Here is a 23,055-nt window from a genome sequence, read left to right as displayed (position 1 = left end):
TCAGGCGATGCCGTCGGCGACGTCGAGGATCTTGGTGATGCGGACGGCGTAGTCCTGGTCGACGACGACGACCTCGCCGTGCGCGATCAGGCGGCCGTTGAGCAGCACGTCGGCGGGGGCCCCGGCCGAACGGTCGAGCTCGATGACGGCGCCGGGCTCGAGGCCCAGGACGTCGCGGACCGACATGCGGGTGCGGCCGATCTCGACCGTCAGGGCCATCTCGACGTTGTTGATGCGGCCGAGGTTGCCGGTCGAGACCGAGCCCGGGGTCGGCGCCATCGGCGACGATCCTCCGATCGTGCCGGTCTCGCGCAGGCGCAGCGCGAACCAGCCGGCGGGCTGCCCCGCGGCGGTCAGTTCGAAGACGACGGTCTCGGGGTCGGCCAGCAGGGCGTCGGCGGACTCGCGACGGCTCTCGCCGAGCACGCCCGTGCCGAGCACTCCCGTCGCGGCCTCGAGCGCGGGACGCAGGACGTCCGAGACCGAGACCATCGGGTTGTCGGTGCCCGCGGCGGCGGCGAGCTGGTCCATGTCGGCCAGCAGGACCGCGGTGTCGGCCGAGACGGACCCCACGAACGACGTGACCACGACGGACGAGCCCGCGAGGCGGAGGCCGTGCGCGGAGGCCGGGTCGACGGCCACGGCACGCAGCGGCGTGGGCGTCGGCAGCTGGGCGACCAGCGCCTCGGCCGCCGCGGTGTGCAGGGTGATGGTCGTGCCGGTCATGAGGTTCCTTCTTCGGTGCCGGTCAGGGAGGTGGAGACGACGATGCCGGCCAGACGGGAGCCGGCGGCCCCGACGGCGGCGCGGCCGACGGGCTGGCCGTCGACGCTGATCTCGAGCGGGCGGTGCTGCGGGTGGGGCAGCGGCAGCAGGTCGCCGACGGCCAGCCCCAGCACGACGCTCGGCAGCACCGCGGCGGGGGCGAAGGTCAGCGAGACGCCCACCGGCACCGAGGCCAGCTGGGCGCCGAGCAGTTCACGCGCGTCGGCGGCGTCGATCGTCGGGTTGGACTCGCCGAGCTGCGACAGCAGGACGTCGGCCGGGATCGCGACCGTGCCGGGCGCCACGCGCTCGCCGACGCGGATCTCGAACGAGGCCACGATCATCAGGTCGGACTTCTGCGCGGCCTGGGCGAACTGCGAGTTGTACTGGAACCCGCCGACGCTGATCGGGTCGGCGAGCATGGTGCCGAACGAGTAGCGCAGGTCGTCGAGGGCATCGTCCATCAGGCGGCGCACGAGGGCCTGCTCGATGGGCGTGAAGGTGCGCTCGGGCAGGCTCGCCGGCTTGGCGGCCCCGAGCATGTGGCTGACCCAGGTGAGCGCGGCCGACGACGGGAACTGGATGACGGCCTTCGCCGAGACGCCCTCGAGGGTGCAGAGCACCATCGCGGTGGTCGCCGGCAGCGACGAGGCGTACTCGTCGTAGGTGAGCATCTGCACCTGGTCGCAGGTGACCTGCGAGAGCACCCGGACCTTGGCGGTGAGCTGCGTTCCCCACTGCCGCGCGAAGGTGTCGAAGGCCAGCTCGAGGACGCGCGAGTGCTCACGGGCGAGGGTCGTCGGACGGCGGAAGTCGTAGACCTCGACGGTCTTCTGCGGGCGCGTCGACGAGCCGACCGTCGCGGTCGGTGCGCTGCTGCCCGTCGGGGCGTCGAGGAGTGTCACGGACGGAGCTATCGGCCCGCCCCACCTGAGCGTTAGCCCAGGACGGCGTGTACCCCCCGGACTGGGTTGCCGTCGTCGAGCTCCGGGGCCGGTGTCGCGCTACCGGGCCGGGAGGGGCCGGGAGGGGCCCGGCGGAGGTCAGTGGCCCGAGGACTCCTCCTTCTTCTCCGTCTTCTTCTCCGTCTTCTTCTCGGTCGTCGTCTCGGTCGCGGTGCCCGCCTTCGACGTGTCACCCGACTCGGCCGTGGTCGAGGTGCCGGCCGCCTGCTCGACGGTGGGGTTGCGACCGTCGGTCACCGCGCCTCCTGCGGCGGCCGCCGCCTGCTCGAGCTGCGGCAGCAGCGCGCTCACCGCGTCGGACTGGTTCGACAGGACGACGATGTCGACCCGACGGTTCGACGCGAGATCGGCGTCGGTCGTGCCGGTGCTGAGGGGACGTGACGAGCCGAAGCCGACCGACTGGATGTGGTCGGCGCCCACGCCGCCTCGCTCGACCAGGTCGCGCAGCACCTGGGTGGCGCGGGCGGACGAGAGCTCCCAGTTGGTCGCGTACGGCGCGGTCGAGCTGCGCTGGTCGGCGTGGCCCTCCACCGAGACGTCGTGACCCGAGGTCTTCAGGACCGGGCCGATGGCGTTCATCACGGTGACGGCCGTGCCGCTGAGGTCGGCGCTGTTCGTGCCGAAGAAGGTCTCGGAGCCGATCAGGCGGACGGTCAGACCCCGGTCGTCGACGGCGAACTCGACGTCGGCGCTCAGCCCCGAGCCCTCGAGGTTCGCGGCGATCGCGGCCTTGATGGCGGTGAGGTCGTCGAGCTCGCCCTGGGCCGCGACCGTGGCGGCGGCGGCCTGCTCGGCGGTCTGGGCCTCACCCGAGGCGGCGGCCTTGCTCATGTCGGTCTCGTCGCCCGACGAGTAGCCCTTGCCCTCGGCCGTCACGTCGGCGGCGTTGACGACGGTGCCCGAGGCCGTGTCGACCTTGCCCACGTCGGTCTGGCCGAAGCCGGTCGCGAGCGAGTTGCGCAGGGCGATGTACTTGTCCTGGTCGACGTTCGACATGGCGAACAGCACGATGAACATGCACATCAGCACGGTGATCATGTCCATGTACGAGGCCATCCAGCGCTCGTCGGGGTGCTCGTCCTCGGCGTGCCCCTTCTTCTTGCGCCCACCACGTGCCCCGCTCATGCGGCCAGCCCCTGGTCGTCGCCGCCCTTCTTCGCGCCGGCCTTGGCCTTGCCGCCCTTGCCGCCCTTGCCGTCGCCGCCTTCGAGCGCGTGCGTCGGCACCATCGCCTTGAGGCGTTCGCCGAGGAGGCGCGGCTGGCTTCCGGCCTGGACCGCCAGGACACCCTCCATGAGCAGCGTCATGCGCAGCTCGTCGAGGTCGGCCAGCTTCTTGAGGCGCGCACCGAGGGGCAGCCAGAGGAAGTTCGCCGTCAGCAGGCCCCACAGGGTCGCGACGAAGGCCGCGGCGATCATGTGGCCGAGCTCGTCGGGCTCGGCGAGGTTCTCGAGCACGTGGGTGAGGCTGACGACCGTGCCCACGATGCCGACCGTGGGGGCGTACCCGCCGAGGCTCATGAAGAACTTGCTGGCGGTGCGGTCGGCGGCGAGGCGGGACTCCATCTCGTCCTCGAGCAGGATGCGCAGCTCTTCGCCGTCGGTGCCGTCGGCGATGTTCTGCAGCGCGCCCTTCATGAAGGGGTCGTCGAGCTTCTCGGCCTCCTGTTCGAGCGAGAGCAGGCCCTCGCTGCGGGCCTTCTCGGCGAGCGACACGACGCCGTCGATGACCGACTGCGGGGGGACGACCTTGCCGGTGAAGGCGCGGGTGATCTTCTTGAAGCTGAGGATCGCGTCCTTGATGGTCGTGCCGGCGATGCCGACGCCGATCGTGGCGCCGAAGACGAGGATGATCGGGGCGGGCAGGAGCAGCCCGGCGATGCTGACGCCCTCGAGCTGGATCATGCCGAAGAGGGCGCCCAGCGCGAGGACGATGCCGATGATCGTTGCGGGATCCACGGTCAGCGTCCCTGCGTGGTGTCGGCCGTTGCGGCCGGCGCGGTCGGGGCGGTCGGGGCGGTCGGGGCGTGCACCGCGGGAGCCTGCACGGCGGGACGGAACTCGGTGACGCGACCCGCGCCTCCTGAACCCGACGAACCGCGGACGATCCCGAGCTGAGGGCCGGTCGAGGTGCGGTTGCCGAGCGACTGGCTGGCCGGCGCGGTGGCGGACGGCTCGTCGTAGGCGAGCGAGACGATGCGCGCCCGGTAGCGGGCGATCATCTCGATGACCTCGGCCATCGGCTCGGTGACGACGTACTTCGCGCCGTCCACCATGATCAGGACCGTGTCGGGCGTCTCGTGGATGCGCTCGATGAGGTCAGGGTTGACAGCGAATCTGCTGTCGTTGAGTCGCGTGACGACGATCATCGGCCCGTCCTAGGTCTGTGTCTCCTGCCGCCATCCGTGGGGCAGGTGTCGCTGCTCGTCCTGAGCGGCTACGGGTGACTATCGGCCGGGGGTGGCGGGGCGTTAGGTGCGGGTTGTCGGTGTGTGCCCTCTCGCGCTTCCCGTCGCGCGGCCCGTTGTCCACAGGCAGGTCGTGGCGGTCCGAACAGTCGGTATGGTGTGTGACATTGGTCATATCGACGAGGGGAAACCGCCGTGGCGCTGTACATGGACATCGATCTGGAGGCGCTGGCCGCGTTGGCCCGCGACCTCCAGACCCTGCACACCGACCTGTCGTCGGGCAGCGCCGGCGCCTCCGGTGACGGCGTCGGTTCACCCCGCCTGCAGCAGGCCGTCACCGCGTTCGTCGACGACTGGGCGATCGCCCGGGGCCGCATGCTCGAGTCGATCGCGGCGGTCGGCGCCATGGCCGAGGGCGCGGCGAAGACCTTCACGCAGGCCGAGGACGAGCTGGCTGCCGCGCTGGCCCCGACCGACACGGCGGGTGTGGCATGAGCCGCCCGTGGGACTGGAGTCCGCTCGACATGGCGTCCGACCCCGTGCCCGGTGACCCGACCGACATCCGGTCGTCGGCGGTCGCGGCTCGGGCCACGGGCACGTCGATCGAGACACAGTCGAGGCGGCTGCGTCGATTGGCGAAGGCCGAGGGGTGGGACTCCGAGTCGGGCCGCACCTTCACGACGTCGGCGGAACCGCTGGCCGACGCGATCGACAAGGCGAAGCAGCGCTACCTCGACCTCGCCACGGCGCTCGACACCTACGCGGACGGTCTCGAAGAGCTGCAGCGCCAGGCGGACGCCGCGCGCCTCGACGCCGACGAGGCGAAGGAGGCGCGGCGCACGGCCGACAAGTTCGTCGTCCCCGGCGAGACCGACCCGTTCGAGATCGACCGGCAAGAGGCCGCCCGGACGCGGGCAGTCGACCTCGCCGACACCGACCTCGCGGACGCGAAAGCCGTCATCACCCGCCTGGTCGGCACCGGGGGCGACACGGACGGCGAGTACGGCGCCCTCAACGACCAGGCGATCGCCGCCATCCGCCTGGCCGGCGACGACGAGCTGCGCGACACCTGGTGGGACGGGGTGAAGCAGGTGGTGCACGATGCGCGCGGGGTGCTGGGGGCGATCAAGGACGTCCTGAACGCGCTCGGGCCGGTGCTGGCGGCGGTCGGCCTGTTGGTCATGCTGTTCAGCGGCCCCGTCGGGTGGATCATCGCCCTAGGCATCGCAGCAGCTGCAGCCACGCTTGCCATCACGTCAGTGCAAGCGCTCGCAGGTGACGCAACGAAGGAAGACGTCATCGCCGACCTGGTCGGACTAGGCATGGCCATCGTCGGCTTGCAGTCACTGAACGGCATGAAGTTCGCCGTGGCTGGCGCGACACGGAGCATTGCATCGTCCTCGGCGAGCCGAGCCGGGGCAGCCCGAGCAGGAGCGGTCCCCGCGCGAAAGGTCGAGACGGCGAGGAAGACCGCTGAAGAGGGCGCTCGAAACGGTGTCTTCCGAGCCGCCGACGAGGCCGGACAGAAACCCTTCGTGGTGCTCGTCGACGGCCTCCTGACGGGCGGGTGGGCCGAACTCTCAGCCGTCATGAAACTCGGGCCCGGCGGGGCCCTTGCCGCACAGATGAAGACGATGGGCCTTCGTTGGGCTGTGACAGGAGGGACTGCCGGTGCCTACAGCCTCGTAACGGAGCTCCAGCAGATGACAACGGTGGTGGCTGGCCTGCTCGACGGCACGTACTGGGAAGACAAGAAGACGAGTGTCCAAGTGGGGTCGCTGTGACCGATTTCGGCTACAGAATGACCATGCCTCCCGCGTGGCGCCGAGCCCGATCGGTGGCCGAGGCCTCGACACTCAGCCATCGCATGGCGGCTGAAGCCGCAACACGCGAACCCGGTCGGGACAGCGGGCTCGCGGCCAGGCGACGCCGCGAGCTGGCAAAGATACTGACGACGAGGTGCACGGCTGCCTTCGAACGTGGAGCATTCGAGCTTTTTCTCTTCTGCGGACCTTCGCGGACCGGCATCTTTCCGATGACCTTGGCCGTATCGCTCGTCCATGCCGGAACCGCTCTCAGTTGCGACGAAATCGAGCGAACACTGCGGGGGGCCGTTTCAACGCCCGCCGGGGCGCGCGTGACCTTCGAATGGCGGTCGATGCCGGCCGGCGACGTCGCCCGACGATTGGTCCGAAGAGAACTGACCCATGGTCAGTGGCGGAGCGAGGTCGAAGACACACTTGCCCAGTTCGGCACAACGGCCGCCCCATCGCCGGCTTCTGGCGGCCTGCCTGATGTCACGACGGCACAGATCACGTTCGCTGTCCGCCTCCCGCAGTCGTCCGAGACCGTCATGCTGTTGATCTTCGACACATTCGGTCCCGGTCCAATCGGTCCGTACCTGGCTCACGCGGATCGCATCGTCGAGACTTTGGAATGGGTCGAGGCGTGAACCCCGCCGACGTCGTCAAGTCGTCTTCAAGCCCATTCGTCGGGGCCGATCGAGGTTTTCACTCGTTGCGGTGGGATCACGACCGAACCCTGTGGGCTGACGCGAAGGGTGGGAGATCGCTTCGATTGACGGATTCCTCGAGAATCCGCCGTCTGGGTTGGGCGAATCAATCGGACCACCCTTTCTTCTTCCGGCACGCAGGCCCCGAGGGCGTTGCCTGGATCGAGACCGCGGACCAGCTGCTCGTCTTCCCCCTTGACCAGTGGTGGCCCGGGCACTCGGTCGCTGAACCAGCGCGGATGCTGGCGAGCTCAGGTTTCGAGAGCCTCTTCGAGAGAATCGGAAAGGCACCCGGTGCCTGGTCGCGCCTCAAGACCTCCCCCATGATCAGCCAGCCCGAGGTGCTCCTCGTGTCGCCCCAAGTCGAACGACGACGAATCAGGCTGGCACAGGTCCATGTCGGGGTTGCCCTGAGCTCCGGGCTGTCCTACGTAGCCGTCTTGGCCCTCGCCATCACGGCCTTTTTCAACGAAGCCGCGCGTCCTTTCGCATCGCACCTGGCTGCCATGTCGAGCGTGTGGTGCGCCTCGACCGCAATCGCGGCCACACTGCCGGCTCTGGCGTGGACCCGCTGTTCACGACACCTGGCCACCAGCCCGTCCACGAGCACGACGCTCGCCACCGACAAAGGGGTCGTCATGTTCTGGCTGACGGACGGGCACCTCGGCGTTCGCGATGCTGTGGGCGTGGAGACACGATTCCGCCTCGGTCAGCCCGAGGGCGGCCGTCAGCGCCGCGACGCGTTGACCGAGTTCGGCTTCCTACGGGACGGCTCGGTCGCTCTCTACGACTGCACACGGCAGCCGAGGCTCTTGGTCCGCCCGTCACGGCGACACGCATTCGATCTCCAGGCCCTGAGTGTCTTCCTCGAGTCGGCAGGACTCTCCAGAACCGAGCTGACTGAGGTCGACCTCGAAAGTTCGAGAAAGCTGCCGCCTGTGGGTGGCACATCAGACGGACGACAGGCCCTTCTCGGCGCTGGCCCGTGGCGGACCCCGACGCTGGTGACCGCAGTCCCGGCCGCTTTCATCATGGGCAGCATTGCTCTGCCGCTAGCCGTCGGACTGGTCGACTCGCTCGATGCCGACCCGATCTGGGCCGTGCTGGCCATCGCCTCGACCGCACTCTTCGTCGTCACCTACGTATCGATCGCAGCGTGGGCGCTTTGGCAGGACCGACTCCGCTGAGCCCCCACGTACCCAACACAACCCGTCCGAACAGAAAGAACAACGATGACCACCACGTCCCTCTCCTCCGCCGTCACCTACCGGCCGACATGGTCGCACTTCTGGGCGAAGGCCAAAGGCCGACTCGTCCTGATACCCCTCGCCTTCCTGATCGGCTGGAACCGCATGGGAATGACCGTCGTCCCGTACCTGCTCGTCCTGCTGGTCGTTCTGGCGGCTGGCCTGTGGATCTACCTCCGGACGACGAGCATCACCGTGTACGAAGCTGCAGTGGCCCGACGCGGGTGGGGACGCACCACGACCGTCGACTTCGACGGCTCACAGCGGGGCATCCTCTGCACTCTCAACCTGGGTGTGCAGAACCTCGCATACCTCGCCGTCCGCGACGGCAAGGGGCGCCGACTCGTCCTCACCGAGGCCAACTGGCCTGGAGAACAGCTGCTCGAGATCGCCCAGCACGCACGACTCACGATCATGCCGGCCGACCAGGTCTTCTCGGGCAAGAAAGCCGCCGCCATCGTGCCCGGCGTCGTTCCCCTGACGACCCGACGTCCGGTGCTCTGCGCCTTCGTGGTGGTCGCTTGCCTGATCGCGGTCGTCGTGCCGATCGCCATGGTGATGGCCGGCGGGGCCTGATCGCTCCAATAGGACACCGTCGAGTGGACGACACACCGCGGCGTGCGGCGGCGTCTCGTCCACGCGACGGTGCGGCGGGCTGAGCGGCAGGGGGCGCGGCGCGTCACGTGCGCGAAACAGGGGGCTGGCAGGATGTGCCGGTGACCCACGAACCCCTCGACGAGTCGCGCCCCGGCACCACCCCCGCCGCCCGCGCCGACGACGTCACCACCGCCTCCTCCGCCACCCCGACCGCGAGCACGTCCCGCACCGCGAGCGCGGAGCGGGACGCCGTTGACAGCGACGACGGGCCCGCCCCCGAGTCCTCCCCCGCCGGACTGCCGGACGCCGCGACCCCCGACGCCGCCGCACCGGCTCGTCACGGCATCGACGACCCCGCCCTGACCGGCTCGATCAAGACCGTCGACACCACGAAGCACACGCTCGCCGAGAACGTGATGGGCGTCGTGACCGGGGTCTTCCTGGCGTCGTTCGGGCTGTTCCTGCTGAAGACCAGCGGGGCCGTCTCGGGCGGCACGGCGGGCCTCGCCCTGCTCACCAGCTACGCCACGGGCTGGACCTTCGGCGTGCTGTTCGTCCTGGTCAACGTGCCGTTCTTCGCACTCGCGGTGTGGAAGAAAGGCTGGCCGTTCACCCTGCGCACGGTGTTGACCGTCGTCATGCTGGCCGCGTTCTCGTATCTGCACCCCCTGATGTTCGACATCGACGGCATCAACCCGATCTACGGCACCCTCGCCGGCAACCTGCTCGTCGGCGTCGGCCTGCTGATCCTCTTCCGCCATGGAGCCAGCCTCGGCGGGATCAACATCCTCGCCCTCGTCCTGCAGGAACGCGCAGGGCTGCGCGCCGGCTACGTCCAGATGGGCTTCGACGTGCTCATCGTGCTGACCTCGCTGACCGTCGTCTCGCCGTGGATCGTGCTGCTCTCGGCCCTCGGCGCCGTGGTCCTGAACCTCGTCCTCGCGATGAACCACAAGGCCGGCCGGTATGTCGGCCACACGTGATCACAACTTTCTGCCAGACTTCCGTGCACGACCGGTCTGTTTGAGGCATTCTCGTCTCGAAGCGGTCACTCTCGTCTTGCACGTCCCCGGACGTCACACCACCTAGGAGCCCTCATGTCCAACAACACCGCCATGCCCCAGTCCGCCGGCACCGCCGCGGGCTACAACGTCCTCGCGATCGTCGGGTTCATCCTGGCCTTCGTCTTCAACATCGCCGGGCTGGTCGTCAGCCTGATCGCCCTGTCGAAGATCAAGAAGACCGGTGAGCGCGGCCGCGGCCTCGCCCTCGCCGGCGTCATCATCAGCATCGCGTCGATCATCTTCGGCATCATCTACATCGCGGTGATCCTGCCCGCCATCATGAACTCGATGCCGACGACCTACTAGGTCGATCGGCCCCGGCACACCAGCCGGGGAGCACAGGAGGCGCGGTGTCTGCAGAGCAGGCACCGCGCCTCCTTCGCGTCCCGGGCGGGCGCTCCGCCCGACACGGGTTCCGCCTCGCGAGGGATCGCGGACGTCGGTGGCCGCCGTTAACGTGTGGGCATGCGACGGTGTCTCGGCGAGGTGGACGGCACACGCGTTGTGCCTTCCTCTCCGGGGCTACCCCGGGGCACGCAGATCGACCACGGCACCGCTCCGCAGGCCGGTGACCGCGCTTCGCGCGGCGCGCGGCCCGCACCGATGCACGAGTCGCCGAGGCACCGCCGCACCCCGCGGATCACATCCACCCCGGCACGCCCGGCACCAGGGGCACGCCCGGCTCGCGCGCGTACGACCGTGAGCCGCTCGACCAGCGGCCGGACGGGCTCCGAGTGAGCGCCCGCTCCCCCGCCGCCGCCGCGGGCGCACGCGATCCCGATCCGGGCCCCGACGCCGTGGCGACCGCCCTCGCCGACGCCCTCCTCGGCGCGGAGTGGTCGGTCCGCGGGCTCGCCGCCGCAGCCGGCGAGGCGATCGACGGGCCCGCCCGCTTCTGGCGCCCACTCGCCCGGGGCCTCGTCCGAACCCTGCCCCGGGCACCACACGACGACCCCCGCACGCTCGCCGCCCTCATCCGCCGCGACCCGGCCTTCACCGAGGCGGTGGCCGAGGCGGGTGCGCGCGGCCGTCCGCTGCGCATCGTCCACCACGTGCCCGTGAAGCACGGGTCGCGCTCGGCCGACCCGCGCCTCCTGCGTCTGGGCACCGTGGCCGACGTCGCCCGGCTGCTGCACCTGACCGTGGGCGAGCTCGACTGGTTCGCCGACCCCGGCCGGTGGCACCGCCGCGTCGAACGCGGCCCCCTGCAGCACCACCGGTACGAGTGGCGGGCACGGCCCGGACGCACGCCACGGCTGCTCGAGGTGCCCGGCTTCCGACTGCGCGACCTGCAACGCGTCGTGCTCGACGAGGTGCTGGCGGCAGTGCCGCTGCACGACGCGGCGCACGGGTTCGTCCCCGGGCGCAGCGCGGTCACGGGGGCCCGGCGGCACGTCGGCCGTGAGGTCGTGATCGCCCTCGACCTGACCTCGTTCTTCGCCCGGGTCACCGCCGGGCAGGTGTTCGGCTCGCTGCGCCGCGAGGGACTGCCCGACGCCGTCGCCCACGTGCTCACCGGGTTGTGCACCACCTCGGTGCCACCGGGCGTGCTGTCGCGCATGCCCCCGGGCGGCGACCCAGACCAGCGGTTCGCCCTGCGCCAGGCCCTCGCGGTCGCCCATCTCGCCCAGGGCGCGCCGACCTCGCCCTCCCTCGCGAACGTCGCCGTCCGCCGACTCGACTCGCGGCTCGACGGGTACGCCCGGGCCGCCGGCGCGACCTACACGCGGTACGCCGACGACCTCGCGTTCAGTGGCGACGGGACCCTCGCGGCGCGGGCCGACGCGTTCGTGCGGGGCGTGGGACGCATCGTCGGCGACGAGGGACACGAGCTCAACCCGGCCAAGACCCGGGTGCGCGGGGCGGCCACGCGACAGGTCGTCACCGGCGTCGTCGTCAACCAGGGCACCAACACGGTGCGCTCCGAGTACGACCGGCTGCGGGCCGTGCTGCACAACGCCGCCACCACCGGGCTCGAGGCGCAGAACCGGGCCGGGCACCCGGACTTCGCGGCCCAGCTGTGGGGGCGCATCGGCTGGGTCGAGCAGCTCAACCCCGGGCGCGGGGCCCGGCTGCGCGCCGCGTTCGCGCGCGTCCCCCGCTGACCGGCACCGCGCCTCCTGACCGGCACCGCGCCTCCTGGGCGGCGCCGCGCCTCCGGACGACGAACGCACCGCGTTTCGTGCGGCACACCCGGTCTAGATCGGGTGCGGTGCACGAAACGCGGTGCGGAGGGTGACGCGGGCCGCCAGCGACCAGCGACCAGCCGGCTAGCGCTTGAGGTTCGTCAGTTCCTGCAGCACCTCGTCCGAGGTGGTGATGATGCGGGCGTTGGCCTGGAAGCCGCGCTGGGCGACGATCAGGTTGGTGAACTCCTGCGAGAGGTCGACGTTCGACATCTCGAGCGAGCCGCTGGCCAGCGAGCCGACGCCGGGCGAACCGGGGGCGCCGACCGTCGCGGCACCCGAGTTGGCGGTCGCGCGGTAGCCCGAGTTGCCCTCCTTCTCGAGGCCGCCGGGGTTCGTGAAGGTCGCGAGCACGACGCGACCGAGGCCGACCGTCGAACCGTTGCTGAACTGGCCCATCAGCGTGCCGTCCTTCGACAGCGAGAAGCCCTGCAGGGTGCCGGCCGCGCGGCCGTTCTGCTCGGTGATCGACGTGGTGTTGAGCGCCGCGAAGCCGGTGATGCCCGACAGGTCGACGGTGACGCCGTTGAGCCGCAGCGACGCGGCACCGGTCTGCTTGCCGTCGGTGAAGGCCATGGAGGCGGTCGCGCCCCCGTTGCCGTCGGTCGCGGAGGCGTCCCAGCCGGTCGTCGTGCGGGTGAAGGTGAGCGTCAGGGTGCGCTCGAGGCCGTTGGCGTCGAACACCTTGGTGTCGCGCACGATCTTGTCGCCGACCGCCGACTCGCTCGGCAGGTTGCCGCCGACCGTGGCGCTCGAGGTCGCCGTCGCCGGGGCCGCGGCGTTCAGGGGCAGCGTGATGTCGCCGAGCGCGCCTCCGTCGTTGATGACGCCGTTCGTCGCCGAGTAGCCCTGCACGATCTTGCCGTCGGACGACACGAGACGACCGTCGGCGTCGAAGTCGAACGCACCCGAGCGGGTGTAGACGGTGTCGTTGCCGAGGCGGGTGACGAAGAAGCCGTCACCCGAGATCATCAGGTCGGTGGCCTTGCCGGTGGCCTGCGCCGACCCCTGCGCGAAGTTCGTCGAGATGCCGGCGACCTGCACGCCGAGGCCGATCTGCGCGGGGTTCGTGCCGCCGATGCCGGTCTGCGGGCCGCCGGCGCCCTGCGTGATCTGCGACAACGTGTCCTGGAACTGGGTGGTCGACGACTTGAAGCCGGCGGTGTTGACGTTGGCGATGTTGTTGCCGGTGACGTCGAGCATCGTCTGGTGCGAGCGGAGGCCCGAGATGCCGGAGTAGAGGGAGCGGAGCATGGGTGCTGCCTTTCAGCTGGGGAGAGATCTGGAGGCGCGTCCTGCGCGGGTGGTGCCGGTCGCGTCCTGCTCCCGGTGCGGTTCGAGGGGTGGTGCGGGTCGTGCGGGTCGTGCGGGTGGTTCGGGTCGTGCGGGTCGTGCGGGTCGTGTCACGCCTTCGTGGTGGCGATGCCCGAGATGAGATCCAAGGCGACCTCCTTCCCGCCGACCGAGACCTTGGGGACGGCCTCGGCGAACGACACGCTCGTGGCGGTGCCCTTCACCTCGACGCCGTCGGGGCCCGTGTAGCTGACCTCGCGGCCGACGAGGTTCGACGCGGCGATGCGCATCTGCAGCGAGAAGTTCTCGTTGGCCGTCGTCGTCTGGGCCGTGACCTGTTCCATCATCGCCAGCTGGGTGGTCTGCGACATCATGGCGTTGGTGTCCATCGGGGTCGACGGGTCCTGGTTCTTGAGCTGCGTGACGAGCAGCTTCATGAACATCTCGCTGTCCATCGTGTTCGCCGTCGTGCGGCTCGAGCCGCTCTTCGCGGCGTTGGCGGCGGCGATCTGGGTCGCGACGTCGACGGTTCCCGATATCTGGTCGATCGAGGGCATGGGGTCTCCGGTTCAGGCCAGGACGTCGAGGGACGTCGAGAGGGACGAGGAGGCGCGGGCACGGTCGACCGCACCCGTCGCGTCGAGAAGGTCGGTTCCGTCGCGCGGCGCGCGTCCGGTGCGGGCGTCGGCGGTGCGCACCTCGGCGGCGTCGCGAGCCTGCCGACCCGGCCCGCCGTCGGCACCGGTCTGGGCCCCGAGCGAGCCGGGCTGACCGGAGCGGTCGCCCCGGGCGTCGGACGGCTGGTTCTGGGACGAGAGGTCGACGCTGGTCTGGTGACCCGCGCCTCCCGGGTTCGACGCCGTCGCGAGGTCGCGACGCAGGTCGCCGAGGATCGCCCGCACGGCGTCGCGGCCGGCGTCCGACGCGGCGAACATCTCGACGTGCGTGCCGTGCGCCGAGACGTGAGCCCGGACGGTGACCGGGCCGAGCGCCTCGGGGGCGACGTCCACGGTGACGACGTGCACCCCGGGACCCGCCGCGGCGAGCGTGAACAGCGGGCGCGCGAGCTGCTGGGTCAACGGGGCCGGCTGCGCCGCGGACGGCGTCGGAGCCGCGGACGAGGAGGCGCTGGTGGCGGAGGCCGCGGACGTCGCGACGGCCCCGGGGACGGTGAGCACGATCGGGTCGACGGGGGCGGTCGCGGCGGCCGAGGCGGTGGCGGGTGACGGTGCCGTCGTCGTCGAGGTGGAGGGGGCCGCCGGGCCGGACGGGCCGGACGTGACGGTGGCGGGCGACGAGACGGGACGGCCGTCCGACGCCGTTGCCGCGGAGGGGGCGGGTCTCGGGGTCGCTGATCCGGTACGGACCGGATCACCGGCGACGGGCAGCGCCTCGGAGCGGTCGGCCGATCCGGTGGGTACCGGAGCGAACGGACCGGCAGGGGCCGAGTCGGCAGACGTGCGGGCCGCACCCGTGCCGGAGGGCGCGGCGGTCGCGGCGGCGGCTTCGGGCGCGCCGGGCGTGGCAGCGGTCGCGGTCGCGGCGGCGGTCCCCGGGGTGGACGCCGTGGTGATCGGAGCGATCGCTGCCGCGGCGGGAGCGGCGACGGCAGCAGCTCCCGTGGAGGTGGAGGTGGCGGTGAGTGCTGACGCGCCGAGGGCCGGGCCGGCGACGGACGGGTCGGCCGATCCGGTACGGGCCGGGGCGAGGTCGGAGACCGGCCCGGCGACCGCCGACGAGACGGCCGATCCGGTACGTGCCGGATCGAGGTTCTCGGCCGAGGCGCCGGAGGAGGTCGACGATCCGGTGCGTACCGGATCGGCGAACGCGGAAGGACGCAGCGACACGGCGCCGAGGGCAGGAGCCGCAGCGGGGACAGTCCCGACGGCGTCCGCCGTCCCGGTGGACCCGGCCGGGCCGGAGGCGACGACGCCGGCGACAGCGACAGCGCTGGCGACAGCGACGGGCAGGGGCGTCGCGATGCCGGATGCCATGCCGTCCGACACGGTGGGCCCGCCGTCGGTCGTCGACATGGGCTCGGCGGCACCGCTCGCGGTTCCGGGCTCGGCGGCACCGGTCGATCCGGCGGTCGGCGCCGAGGTCGCGTCGGCGAACGACCGGCGCCAGGGCGCGACGGACGCGGGGTCGAGCGACGACGTGGCGACCGTCTCGTCCGAGGCAGGGGGCGAGGCGTTCGGTGCGACCGGGGCGTTCCGGTCGACGGTACGGCCGACGGTACGTGCGTCACGGTCGGCGGTACGGGCATCACGGTCGGCGGTGCGGGCGTCACGGTCCACGACCCGGGCGTCGCGCCGGTCGGCGGCCCGCGAGGCGTGCTCGTCACGCATGGCGGCGCCGAAGCCGGCGGCCGCACGGTCGGCGTCGCGGGCAGCACCAGCACCGGCACCGCCTGCTCCCTGCCCGCGCGACCCGACGGGAGCGCGCAGCGACGAGGCCTCCGACAGAGCGGGAGGCGCGAACGGAAGGGTGCGGGACAGGGTCACGAGGCCACCCCCGCGCTCATCAGCTTCTGGAGGGCAGCGGTCATCAGGTCGGTCCCGGACGAGGACGCGCCCGACGCACCGGCCGAAGCGGAGAGGCCGGAGGGACCCGACAAGCCCGACAGACCCGACAGACCCGACAGGCCCGACAGGCCCGACAGCGCTGACGACGCGCCCGACGTCGACGCGGCACCCGACGCGCCCTCGGCCGGGACGATGCGCCGGATCGTGCTGAGGTCGGAGTCCTTGTACCAGTTGTCGACGATCTGGACGTCCTTGCCCGGGCGGGGCGCGTGCAGCACCTTGCCGTCGCCGAGGTAGATCACGATGTGGCCCTCGCCCTTGGGCACGAGCATGTCGCCGGGCTTCGCCTCGGCGAGCGACGACACCTCGGCGCCCATCTTCGCCTGGTCGGGCACGACCCGCGGCATGCTGACGCCGAGGTCCTTGAACACCGTCTGCACGAGGCCCGAGCAGTCCATGCCCGTCCGATCCTCGCCGCCGAACACGTACGGCACGCCGAGGTACTTCTTCGCGGACTCGACCACGTCCGAGCCGTCGGCTCCGCTGCCGCTCGCGACCGATCCGGCCACGGCGTCCACGGAGGCGCTGGTCCCCGTCGCACCCGTCCCGGACGTGCCGGCGAGCGCGTCGGCGAAGGCCGTGGCCGACGTCGCGGACGCGGCGGTGGCCGTCGCGGACGTCGCCGCACCGGTGGTGCCGGTGCGCAACTGGGCGATGGTCGCCTGGATGTCCTGGATGCGGGACAGGACCTCGGTCACGGGACTCACGCCGCGCCTCCTGGGTTCTCGGGGTCGGGGCCGGACGGCGAACCGTCGGGGCGGGGGCGCGAGGCGATCTCGTCGAGGGCGATCTGCTCGTCGCGCAGGTCCGCGGCCGCCTCGGCCACCACGTGCTTGTGCTCGAGCTTCTCGAGGCCGATCGCCGCACGACGGGCCTCGTTGAAGGCGGCCTGCGCGGCGTCGGCGTCGGCCTGACGGCGTTGCGTGACCGCGTCGAGCTCGGCGAGCATGCCGCGCGACGAGGCCCGTGAGGCGGCGAGCGCGCTCAGCATGGCCGCGTCGGTGACCTCGGACGGCTCGTCGGCGAGGGTGCGCTTGGCGCGCACGCGCTCGTCGGCGGCCTCGCGCAGGCGGTCGTTGGCCTCGGCGAGGACGGCACCGGCCTGGTCCTGTTGGGCGTGACGCAGCCGCAGCAGGCCGAGCAGCGAGAACGGACGTGCCATCAGATCGCTCCGAACCGTGAGGTGAGCGAGGCGAGGGCGTTCCACGAGTCGGCCGAGGCCGCCCGGTCGTCCATGCCCTGCTGCAGGAACGCGTCGATGGCGCCCTGGTGGTCGACCGCCGCGTCGACGAGTGGATTGGTGCCGCGCTGGTACGCGCCGACGTCGAGGAGGTCCTGCGCGGCCCGGCGCGCGGCCATCACCTTGCGGAGCGTCGTCGCGGCGGCGCGCTGCGGCGGACTGGTCACCTTCGAGGCGACGCGCGAGACCGAGCCGAGCGCGTCGACCGACGGGAAGTGCCCGGTCACGGCCAGCTTGCGGTCGAGCACGACGTGCCCGTCGAGGATGCTGCGGGCGGCGTCGGCGATCGGTTCGTTGTGGTCGTCGCCGTCGACCAGCACCGTGTAGAGCCCGGTGACCGAGCCGATACGGTCGGTGCCGGCGCGCTCGAGCAGGCCGGCCAGCACCGAGAACGTCGACGGCGGGTAGCCCCGGGTCGCGGGCGGTTCGCCGACCGAGAGGCCGATCTCGCGCTGGGCCATCGCCACGCGGGTGAGCGAGTCCATCATCAGCACGACGTCGGCACCCTGGTCGCGGAACGACTCGGCGATGCGGGTCGCGACGAACGCGGCACGGAGGCGCATGAGGGCGGGCTCGTCGCTGGTCGAGACGACGACGATCGAGCGGGCGAGGCCCTCGGGGCCGAGGTCGTCCTCGAGGAACTCCCTCACCTCGCGGCCGCGCTCGCCGACCAGGGCGATCACGCTGACCTGGGCGTCCGAGCCGCGGGCGATCATCGACAGCAGCGACGACTTCCCGACGCCCGAGCCGGCGAACAGGCCGACGCGCTGGCCCTTGCCGACCGTGGTCAGGGTGTCGAGCACGCGCACGCCGAGCTGCAGGGGCGTGTCGATGCGCGCCCGGTGCATGGCGGACGGGGTCTCGTGGTCGAGCGGCACGAGGTCGACGCGACCCCCGTCGGCGCCGACGAGCGGCCCCTTGCCGTCGATCGGCCGACCGAGCCCGTCGAGCACGCGCCCGAACAGGCCCGTGCCGGTCGGGACGAGCAGCGGACGACCGGTCGAGCGCACGGGCGTGCCGGTCGTGATGCCGGTCAGGCGGCCCAGCGGCATGCACCGCACGCCGTCGGGCGTGGTCGCGACGACCTCGGCGAGGTTCGAGCCGACGTCCGTGCCGCCGGACGTCACGGTCGTGTCGCCGACGGCGACGATCTCGCCGACGGCCGCGTCGAGGCCCTGCACGGTGAGGCCGAGGCCCACGGCCGAGCTGACCCGGCCCACGCGTTGCGGGCGGGCCGCCACGCGTGCGGCGGCGAGACGGGGGGCGAGGGCGGACGGCACGCGCGGACGGCCGCCGTCGACGACGGCACCCGCCGACACGAGGGCAGGAGGCGCGGTGAGGGTCACGAGACGCCCCCGTCCGACGCCGGGTCGCCGAGCAGCGCCGTCCGGGCCCGGTCGAGCGCGGTGCCGAGTCGGGCGTCGACCTGGCCGATGCGCCGCTCGGCCTCGGCGTCGCCGCGGGCCAGGGTCGCGTCGGCGACGAAGGCGATGTCGGCGGCCACGGAGTCGCGGGTCGCGGCGTCGAGCTGGGCGAGGTCGGCGGGGTGCAGACGGACGGTCACGACGTCGCCGGGGTCGGTCACGGCGAGGGCGCGGGCGACGGCCGCACGAGCGGTGCGGCCGCTGCGCGGGTCGACCGTGTCAGCGGCGCCCCGGGCGGTGGCGTCGACCCCGTGCGACCCGTCGTCGACGGACTCGGAGGCGCGCAGTTCGTAGCCGAGGACCGCCTCGGCGAGCTCGAAGGCGGTCGCGACCAGCGCCTCCTCGGCGTCGTCCAGGACGGGCGCGACGCGGGCGTCGAGCGCGCGGGCCGACGTGGCGAGGGCCTCAACGGCCGAGACGGTCGCGGCCTGCAGGCGGTGCAGCAGGTCGGAGTGCTCGGCCTCGAGGACGGCACGGCGGGCGGCGAGCTCGAGCTCGGCGGCGCGGAGGCCTGCGGCGTACCCGGCGGCGTGACCGCGGGCCTCGGCCCGGGCGTCGTGCGCCTGTCGGGTGGTGGCGGCGTCGGACCCCGGCAGCGAGACGGACGGGTAGCTGACACGCGCGAAGACCGGGGCAGCGCCCTCGGGGGTCATCACGGAATCGAGCATCACGGGCCGTTCGGCGTTGGGGGTGACGGCCGATCCGTGGCCAGGGGTGAGGTGAGCGATCCGTGCTCACCGGCGACTCTCGGCCTCCGCCGGACCGGCGTTAGCCCTTGCCCCGAAGGGGGGCCGGGCTACTCGACGAGGGCGTCGTCGTCGGAGCGGTGCATGGTGATCGCGCCCATCGCCTCGAGTTCGCGGATGGCGCGCACGACCGACGCCCGCGCCTCCTCGATCTGCGACTTGCGGACCGGACCCATCGACTGCAGCTCGTCGTCCAGCAGCTCGCGGTTGCGCTCGGAGACGTTGCCGCGGATGACCTCGGTCACCGCGGACGGTGCACCCTTCATCGCGGTGGCGAGGATCGCCGCGTCGATGCCGCGCAGCACCTGCTGGATGTCGCGCGACTCGAGCTTGACGATGTCCTCGAAGGTGAGCATGCGCGATCGCACCTCCTCGGCCAGCTCGGGGTCGCGTTCGTCGAGGCCCTCGAGCAGCGCCTTCTCGGTCGCCACGTCGCTGCGGTTGAGGATCTCGATCAGCGGCTGGATGCCCCCGACGACCTCGACCTGCTCGCGCGGGGCGACGACGGCGCCGGCCCGCACCTTGAGGGTGGCCGCGACGATGCCGACGGACTCGGGGGTGGCCGTGCCCATCGTCGCGATGGCCTGGGCGACGTCGGCACGCAGCTCGACGTCGAGTCCCGACATCACGGCGGAGGCCTGCTGCGGTCGCAGGTGGGCGAGCACCAGGGCGATGGTCTGCGGCAGCTCGCCGTCGAGCAGCGTCACCACCTGACCGGCCTCGGCCTCGTCGAGGAACTCGAACGACTTGCCGGCCATGTTGGACGCCATGCGCTCCATGACGCCGGCGGCACGCTCCGAACCGAACGACGCCTCGAGCAGACCGACGGCGACGTCGTGCCCGCCGCGGCGCTGGTAGCGGCCGCTGACGCTGAGATCGTGGAACTCGGCCACGGTGGCCTCGGCGAGCGACGGATCGACGCGACGCAGGCGCACGATCTCTGCCGCGATCTCCTCGGCCTCGACCTCGCTGAACTCCTTCATGACCGCGGCCGCACGGGCCTGGTCCATCTGCATCAGGATGACCGCGACCTTCTGCGGTCCGGTCAACGGCTTGCCGACCCCGGGGGCCGCCGGGGCGCCGAAGGTGGTGGGGACGAGGCTCATGCGGGCTGCCGGTCGTCCATCAGGCCGCGCAGCAGCTCGGCGGTCTTGCCCGGGTCGCGCTCGGCCATCGCGTCGATCTCGGCCCGGCGGCGCTCGGCCGAGACGAACTCGGGCGACGGCGTCGGGGCGTCGACGTCGAGCAGCTCGGTCTTCGCCTCGCCCATGCCGGGCAGCGTGAGCCGCGAGGTGGCGACGGCGTCGTCGAGCGACAGCGGCATCGTGGCGTCCCAGGTCTGGGCACCGTTCTGCGGGGCGAGCTCGCCGAGGTCGACGTCCTCGCGGTCCTGGCGGCGGCTGCGGCGGGCGAAGACGATCAGGCCGACGATGGCGGCGATCGCGATGGCCGCGACGATGCCGACCGTGCGGATGGTGCCCCACATCGCCTCGCTCGCGCTCGCCGCGTCGGCGGCCTTGAGCGCCTCGGCGGCGGCGTCCGCGGCCGAGGTGTCGAAGTCGACCTGGGCGACCTGGACGGTGTCGCCGCGCGCGGCGTCGATGCCGGCGGCGGCACCGACGAGGTCGCGCACGCTCTGCATGTTGACCCCGTTGGCCGCGGCCGAGTTCAGCGCGACCGAGACCGTCTGCCGGCTGACCTCACCGGCCGGCACGTTCAGGCTCTCGGTCACCTTGTCGACGGCGTTGTTCTTGGTGGTCGACTCGTTGGTGTATCCGCCGTCGGCGCCGATGCCCGCGGTGGTCGTGCCGTCGGCGGCGGTGCCGTTCGGCACCGCGATGTTGTCCGGGCCGAGCACGCCGGTCGCGCCGGTGCCGTTCGCCCCGTCCGCCCCCGAGCCGTACTGCTCGGTGGTGCCCGACTCGTTGAGCGCGATCGGCCCCGAGGTCGGCTGCGAGAACGACTCGGTCACCTTGGTGCCCGAGCTCTGGTCGAGGTCGGCGGCCACCACGACGGACGAGTTGCCGGGGCCCACCATCTTGTCGAGCATCGCCTGCACCGACGCCTGGACCTTGGACTCGTAGTCGCTCGCGTCGCCGCCCGCGCCGCCGACCGCGCCGCTGCCGACGGCCGACAGCACCGTGCCCGAGGCGTCGGTGACGGCGACGTCGGTCGCCTTCATGCCGTCGACGGAGGCGCTGGTCAGGTTGACGATGGCCTGCACCTGCTTGGAGTCGAGCGTCGCGCCGGCCTGGGTCTCGACGAACACCGAGGCGGTGGGGTCGCGCTGCTCGGCGACGAACACGGACTCCTCGGGGATCGCGAGCTGCACGCTGGCGTTCTTGACGCCGTCCATCGCCTTGATCGTGTTGGCGAGCTCGCCCTCGATGGCGCGCTTGTAGGTGACGTTCTGCTGGAACTCGGACGAGGTGACGCCCATCGTGTCGAGCAGAGAGTAGCCGCCACCCGAGCTCGCGGCGGGCAGTCCGGCGGCCGCGGCCTTGAGGCGCTCGTCGTAGACGACGTTCTCGGGCACGAGGATCGTGCCGCCGCCGGCGGTCAGCTGGTACGGCACGCCGTCGGTCTGCAGCAGTTCGACGATGGCGCTCGCGTCAGTCGGGTCGATTCCGCTGAACAGCGGCGTGTAGGTGGGCTTGCCCAGCCAGCTGACGAGCGCGACGATGCCGAGCACCAGGGCGGCGAGCAGGATGACGGCGATCGTGCGCTGCGCGACCGTGAAGCTCTGGAGGGCGGCACCGAGCTTGGCGAGCTGGCCCTTGACGGCGGTGGGCATCAGGCCTGCATCCTCATGATCTCGTTGAAGGCGTCGACGCCCTTGTTGCGGACGGCGCTGACCAGCTCGAGCGTGACCTGGGCACGCGTCGCGGCGATGGTCGCGTCGTGGATGTCGGTCAGGTCGCCCGTGACGGCCTTGACCGCGAGGGTCTTCGACTCGGACTGCAGCTGCTGCAGGCCCTCGACGGCACCGGTCATGGTCGCGCCGAAGGTCGCGCCCGAGACCGAGGAGGCGCCGGTCGCGCCGGTCGCGCCCGTCACGTCGGACGCTCCGCCGGCCTTCATGAGCGCGCTCACGTCGGCGTAGCCGCTCTGTTGCACGGCCCCGAGGGCCTGGATTCCTGCGATGGGCATCAGCCACGTCCGATCTGGAGTGCGGCCTCGTAGGCCGTCTTGGCACGGTCGACCACGGCGGCGTTGGCCTGGTAGCCACGCTGCGCCATGATCAGGTCGCCCATCTGGGCGCCGAGGTCGATGTCGGGCATGCGCACGTATCCCTCGGCGTCGGCGAGCGGGTGGTCGGGGAGGTAGGTGACGCGGCCGGCTTCGCTGCCGTAGCGGTCGGCCTTGACGAAGACGCCCGAGGTGCCGGCACCCTCCTGCACCTCGACGTAGCGGGCCTGGAAGGCGGTGTCGTCCATCGACTTCACGGTGTTGACGTTGGCGATGTTGTCCGAGACTGCGTCGAGCCACTTGCGGTGCACGGTCAGGCCGGTGCTCGCGATGCCGATCGCGTCGAAGGCGGTCATCAGTTCGTCCGGAACGCGGCGCGCACGGCCGTCAGCTCGGAGTTCATGGCCTGCGTGGCGAACTGGTAGCGCAACACCGTGTCGACGTTCGACAGGGTCTCGGTGTCGAGGTTGACGTTGTTGCCGTCGAGGCGCGTGGGCTCGAGGCTGCGCGACGTGGACGCTTGGACCGCTCCGCTGCCGGACGCGACCGACCTGCCCAGCGCCTCCTCGAACTGCACCCGCTTGGCGGTGTAGTTGGGGGTGTTGACGTTCGCGATGTTCGCGGCGATCGTCTTCTGGCGCAGCGAGAGACCGTCGAGGGCGCTCTGCAGCGCCGCTTGCGTCACGGATTCGAGTGGCATGCCTGTCCCGGTGGGGTCGGTGGAGTGCGGGGGCCGATCCGTGGCCGGGGTGTGCGAGCGATCCGTGCTCACGGCGCTCTATCGGCGGGGCGCGGGGCGGCGTAAGCGGTGCGCGGGCAGCTGCCCCGTAGTGGG

General features: G+C 71.9%; 25 protein-coding genes. 8 read left to right on the top strand and 17 right to left on the bottom strand.

Annotated elements, in window-relative coordinates:
• The 5 genes from fliN to BIV04_RS17510 form a co-directional block, all read right to left on the bottom strand.
• Complete coding sequence (fliN, locus tag BIV04_RS10335; protein ID WP_071256199.1) at positions 1-726, bottom strand: flagellar motor switch protein FliN; 726 nt, start codon at positions 724-726, stop codon at positions 1-3.
• Positions 723-1,670 carry a flagellar motor switch protein FliM gene (locus BIV04_RS10330; protein WP_071256197.1) on the bottom strand — a complete coding sequence of 316 codons (948 nt, stop codon included), beginning with the start codon at positions 1,668-1,670 and terminating at the stop codon, positions 723-725. The genes fliN and BIV04_RS10330 overlap by 4 nt, the downstream gene beginning before the upstream one ends.
• A 138-nt stretch (positions 1,671-1,808) precedes the next feature.
• The gene (locus BIV04_RS10325) at positions 1,809-2,855 is read right to left on the bottom strand and encodes a flagellar motor protein MotB (RefSeq protein WP_071256196.1); all 1,047 of its coding nucleotides are present in this window, start codon (positions 2,853-2,855) and stop codon (positions 1,809-1,811) included.
• Positions 2,852-3,688: a motility protein A gene (locus tag BIV04_RS10320; RefSeq protein WP_055975102.1), complete on the bottom strand. Its 837-nt coding sequence runs from the start codon at positions 3,686-3,688 to the stop codon at positions 2,852-2,854. Before BIV04_RS10320 ends, BIV04_RS10325 begins: the two co-directional genes overlap by 4 nt.
• A gap of 2 nt (positions 3,689-3,690) precedes the next feature.
• Entirely contained in the window at positions 3,691-4,098 is a 408-nt protein-coding gene (locus tag BIV04_RS17510; protein WP_083396351.1) for a flagellar FlbD family protein, read from the bottom strand.
• Positions 4,099-4,344: 246 nt separating this feature from the next.
• Between BIV04_RS17510 and BIV04_RS10310 the strand changes: the two genes are divergently transcribed.
• The 8 genes from BIV04_RS10310 (at position 4,345) to BIV04_RS10275 (ending at position 11,662) form a co-directional block, all read left to right on the top strand.
• Entirely contained in the window at positions 4,345-4,632 is a 288-nt protein-coding gene (locus tag BIV04_RS10310; RefSeq protein ID WP_071256195.1) for a hypothetical protein, read from the top strand.
• Positions 4,629-5,921: a hypothetical protein gene (locus BIV04_RS10305; protein ID WP_071256193.1), complete on the top strand. Its 1,293-nt coding sequence runs from the start codon at positions 4,629-4,631 to the stop codon at positions 5,919-5,921. Before BIV04_RS10310 ends, BIV04_RS10305 begins: the two co-directional genes overlap by 4 nt.
• Entirely contained in the window at positions 5,918-6,589 is a 672-nt protein-coding gene (locus BIV04_RS16805; protein ID WP_143048665.1) for a hypothetical protein, read from the top strand. Before BIV04_RS10305 ends, BIV04_RS16805 begins: the two co-directional genes overlap by 4 nt.
• Entirely contained in the window at positions 6,586-7,836 is a 1,251-nt protein-coding gene (locus BIV04_RS10295; protein ID WP_143048664.1) for a hypothetical protein, read from the top strand. The genes BIV04_RS16805 and BIV04_RS10295 overlap by 4 nt, the downstream gene beginning before the upstream one ends.
• A gap of 45 nt (positions 7,837-7,881) precedes the next feature.
• Entirely contained in the window at positions 7,882-8,472 is a 591-nt protein-coding gene (locus BIV04_RS10290; protein ID WP_071256188.1) for a hypothetical protein, read from the top strand.
• A gap of 365 nt (positions 8,473-8,837) precedes the next feature.
• A complete protein-coding gene (locus BIV04_RS10285) occupies positions 8,838-9,476 on the top strand; it encodes a YitT family protein (protein ID WP_255364273.1) in 639 nt (212 codons plus the stop codon).
• Positions 9,477-9,590: 114 nt separating this feature from the next.
• A complete protein-coding gene (locus tag BIV04_RS10280; RefSeq protein ID WP_055975123.1) occupies positions 9,591-9,863 on the top strand; it encodes a DUF4190 domain-containing protein in 273 nt (90 codons plus the stop codon).
• Positions 9,864-10,291: 428 nt separating this feature from the next.
• The gene (locus BIV04_RS10275; protein WP_218141845.1) at positions 10,292-11,662 is read left to right on the top strand and encodes a reverse transcriptase family protein; all 1,371 of its coding nucleotides are present in this window, start codon (positions 10,292-10,294) and stop codon (positions 11,660-11,662) included.
• Between the two features lie 165 nt (positions 11,663-11,827).
• Here BIV04_RS10275 and BIV04_RS10270 read toward each other — a convergent pair whose 3' ends face one another.
• The 12 genes from BIV04_RS10270 to BIV04_RS10215 all read right to left on the bottom strand — a co-directional run bounded on the left by BIV04_RS10270 (position 11,828) and on the right by BIV04_RS10215 (position 22,920).
• Positions 11,828-12,997, bottom strand: a complete 1,170-nt coding sequence (locus BIV04_RS10270; protein WP_043597522.1) for a flagellar hook protein FlgE — start codon at positions 12,995-12,997, stop codon at positions 11,828-11,830.
• A gap of 149 nt (positions 12,998-13,146) precedes the next feature.
• Positions 13,147-13,593, bottom strand: a complete 447-nt coding sequence (locus BIV04_RS10265; protein ID WP_071256187.1) for a flagellar hook assembly protein FlgD — start codon at positions 13,591-13,593, stop codon at positions 13,147-13,149.
• Between the two features lie 12 nt (positions 13,594-13,605).
• Entirely contained in the window at positions 13,606-15,540 is a 1,935-nt protein-coding gene (locus BIV04_RS17160) for a flagellar hook-length control protein FliK (protein WP_071256184.1), read from the bottom strand.
• Positions 15,537-16,328, bottom strand: a complete 792-nt coding sequence (locus BIV04_RS10255; protein WP_255364256.1) for a C40 family peptidase — start codon at positions 16,326-16,328, stop codon at positions 15,537-15,539. The genes BIV04_RS17160 and BIV04_RS10255 overlap by 4 nt, the downstream gene beginning before the upstream one ends.
• Positions 16,325-16,783: a hypothetical protein gene (locus BIV04_RS10250; RefSeq protein WP_071256181.1), complete on the bottom strand. Its 459-nt coding sequence runs from the start codon at positions 16,781-16,783 to the stop codon at positions 16,325-16,327. The genes BIV04_RS10255 and BIV04_RS10250 overlap by 4 nt, the downstream gene beginning before the upstream one ends.
• A complete protein-coding gene (locus BIV04_RS10245) occupies positions 16,783-18,141 on the bottom strand; it encodes a FliI/YscN family ATPase (protein WP_071256535.1) in 1,359 nt (452 codons plus the stop codon). Before BIV04_RS10245 ends, BIV04_RS10250 begins: the two co-directional genes overlap by 1 nt.
• 62 nt (positions 18,142-18,203) lie before the next feature.
• Positions 18,204-18,941, bottom strand: coding sequence for a hypothetical protein (locus tag BIV04_RS10240; protein WP_143048663.1), 738 nt, complete (start codon positions 18,939-18,941; stop codon positions 18,204-18,206).
• Between the two features lie 140 nt (positions 18,942-19,081).
• Positions 19,082-20,137 carry a flagellar motor switch protein FliG gene (fliG, locus tag BIV04_RS10235; RefSeq protein ID WP_071256179.1) on the bottom strand — a complete coding sequence of 352 codons (1,056 nt, stop codon included), beginning with the start codon at positions 20,135-20,137 and terminating at the stop codon, positions 19,082-19,084.
• Positions 20,134-21,825 (bottom strand): flagellar basal-body MS-ring/collar protein FliF, encoded by a 1,692-nt coding sequence (gene fliF / locus BIV04_RS10230; RefSeq protein ID WP_071256178.1) that lies wholly within the window; start codon positions 21,823-21,825, stop codon positions 20,134-20,136. The genes fliG and fliF overlap by 4 nt, the downstream gene beginning before the upstream one ends.
• The gene (gene fliE / locus BIV04_RS10225; protein WP_071256177.1) at positions 21,825-22,181 is read right to left on the bottom strand and encodes a flagellar hook-basal body complex protein FliE; all 357 of its coding nucleotides are present in this window, start codon (positions 22,179-22,181) and stop codon (positions 21,825-21,827) included. Before fliE ends, fliF begins: the two co-directional genes overlap by 1 nt.
• On the bottom strand, positions 22,181-22,576 hold the full coding sequence (locus tag BIV04_RS10220; protein ID WP_043596823.1) for a flagellar basal body rod protein FlgC: 396 nt from the start codon (positions 22,574-22,576) through the stop codon (positions 22,181-22,183). Before BIV04_RS10220 ends, fliE begins: the two co-directional genes overlap by 1 nt.
• Positions 22,576-22,920 carry a flagellar basal body protein gene (locus tag BIV04_RS10215; protein WP_043596821.1) on the bottom strand — a complete coding sequence of 115 codons (345 nt, stop codon included), beginning with the start codon at positions 22,918-22,920 and terminating at the stop codon, positions 22,576-22,578. Before BIV04_RS10215 ends, BIV04_RS10220 begins: the two co-directional genes overlap by 1 nt.
• Positions 22,921-23,055: the final 135 nt, after the last annotated feature.

Source organism: Frigoribacterium sp. MCBA15_019 (assembly GCF_001864945.1).
Classification (GTDB): Bacteria; Actinomycetota; Actinomycetes; order Actinomycetales; family Microbacteriaceae; genus Frigoribacterium.
Note: the sequence above shows the minus strand (reverse complement) of the source record. Positions and strands in the feature narration are given on the sequence as shown.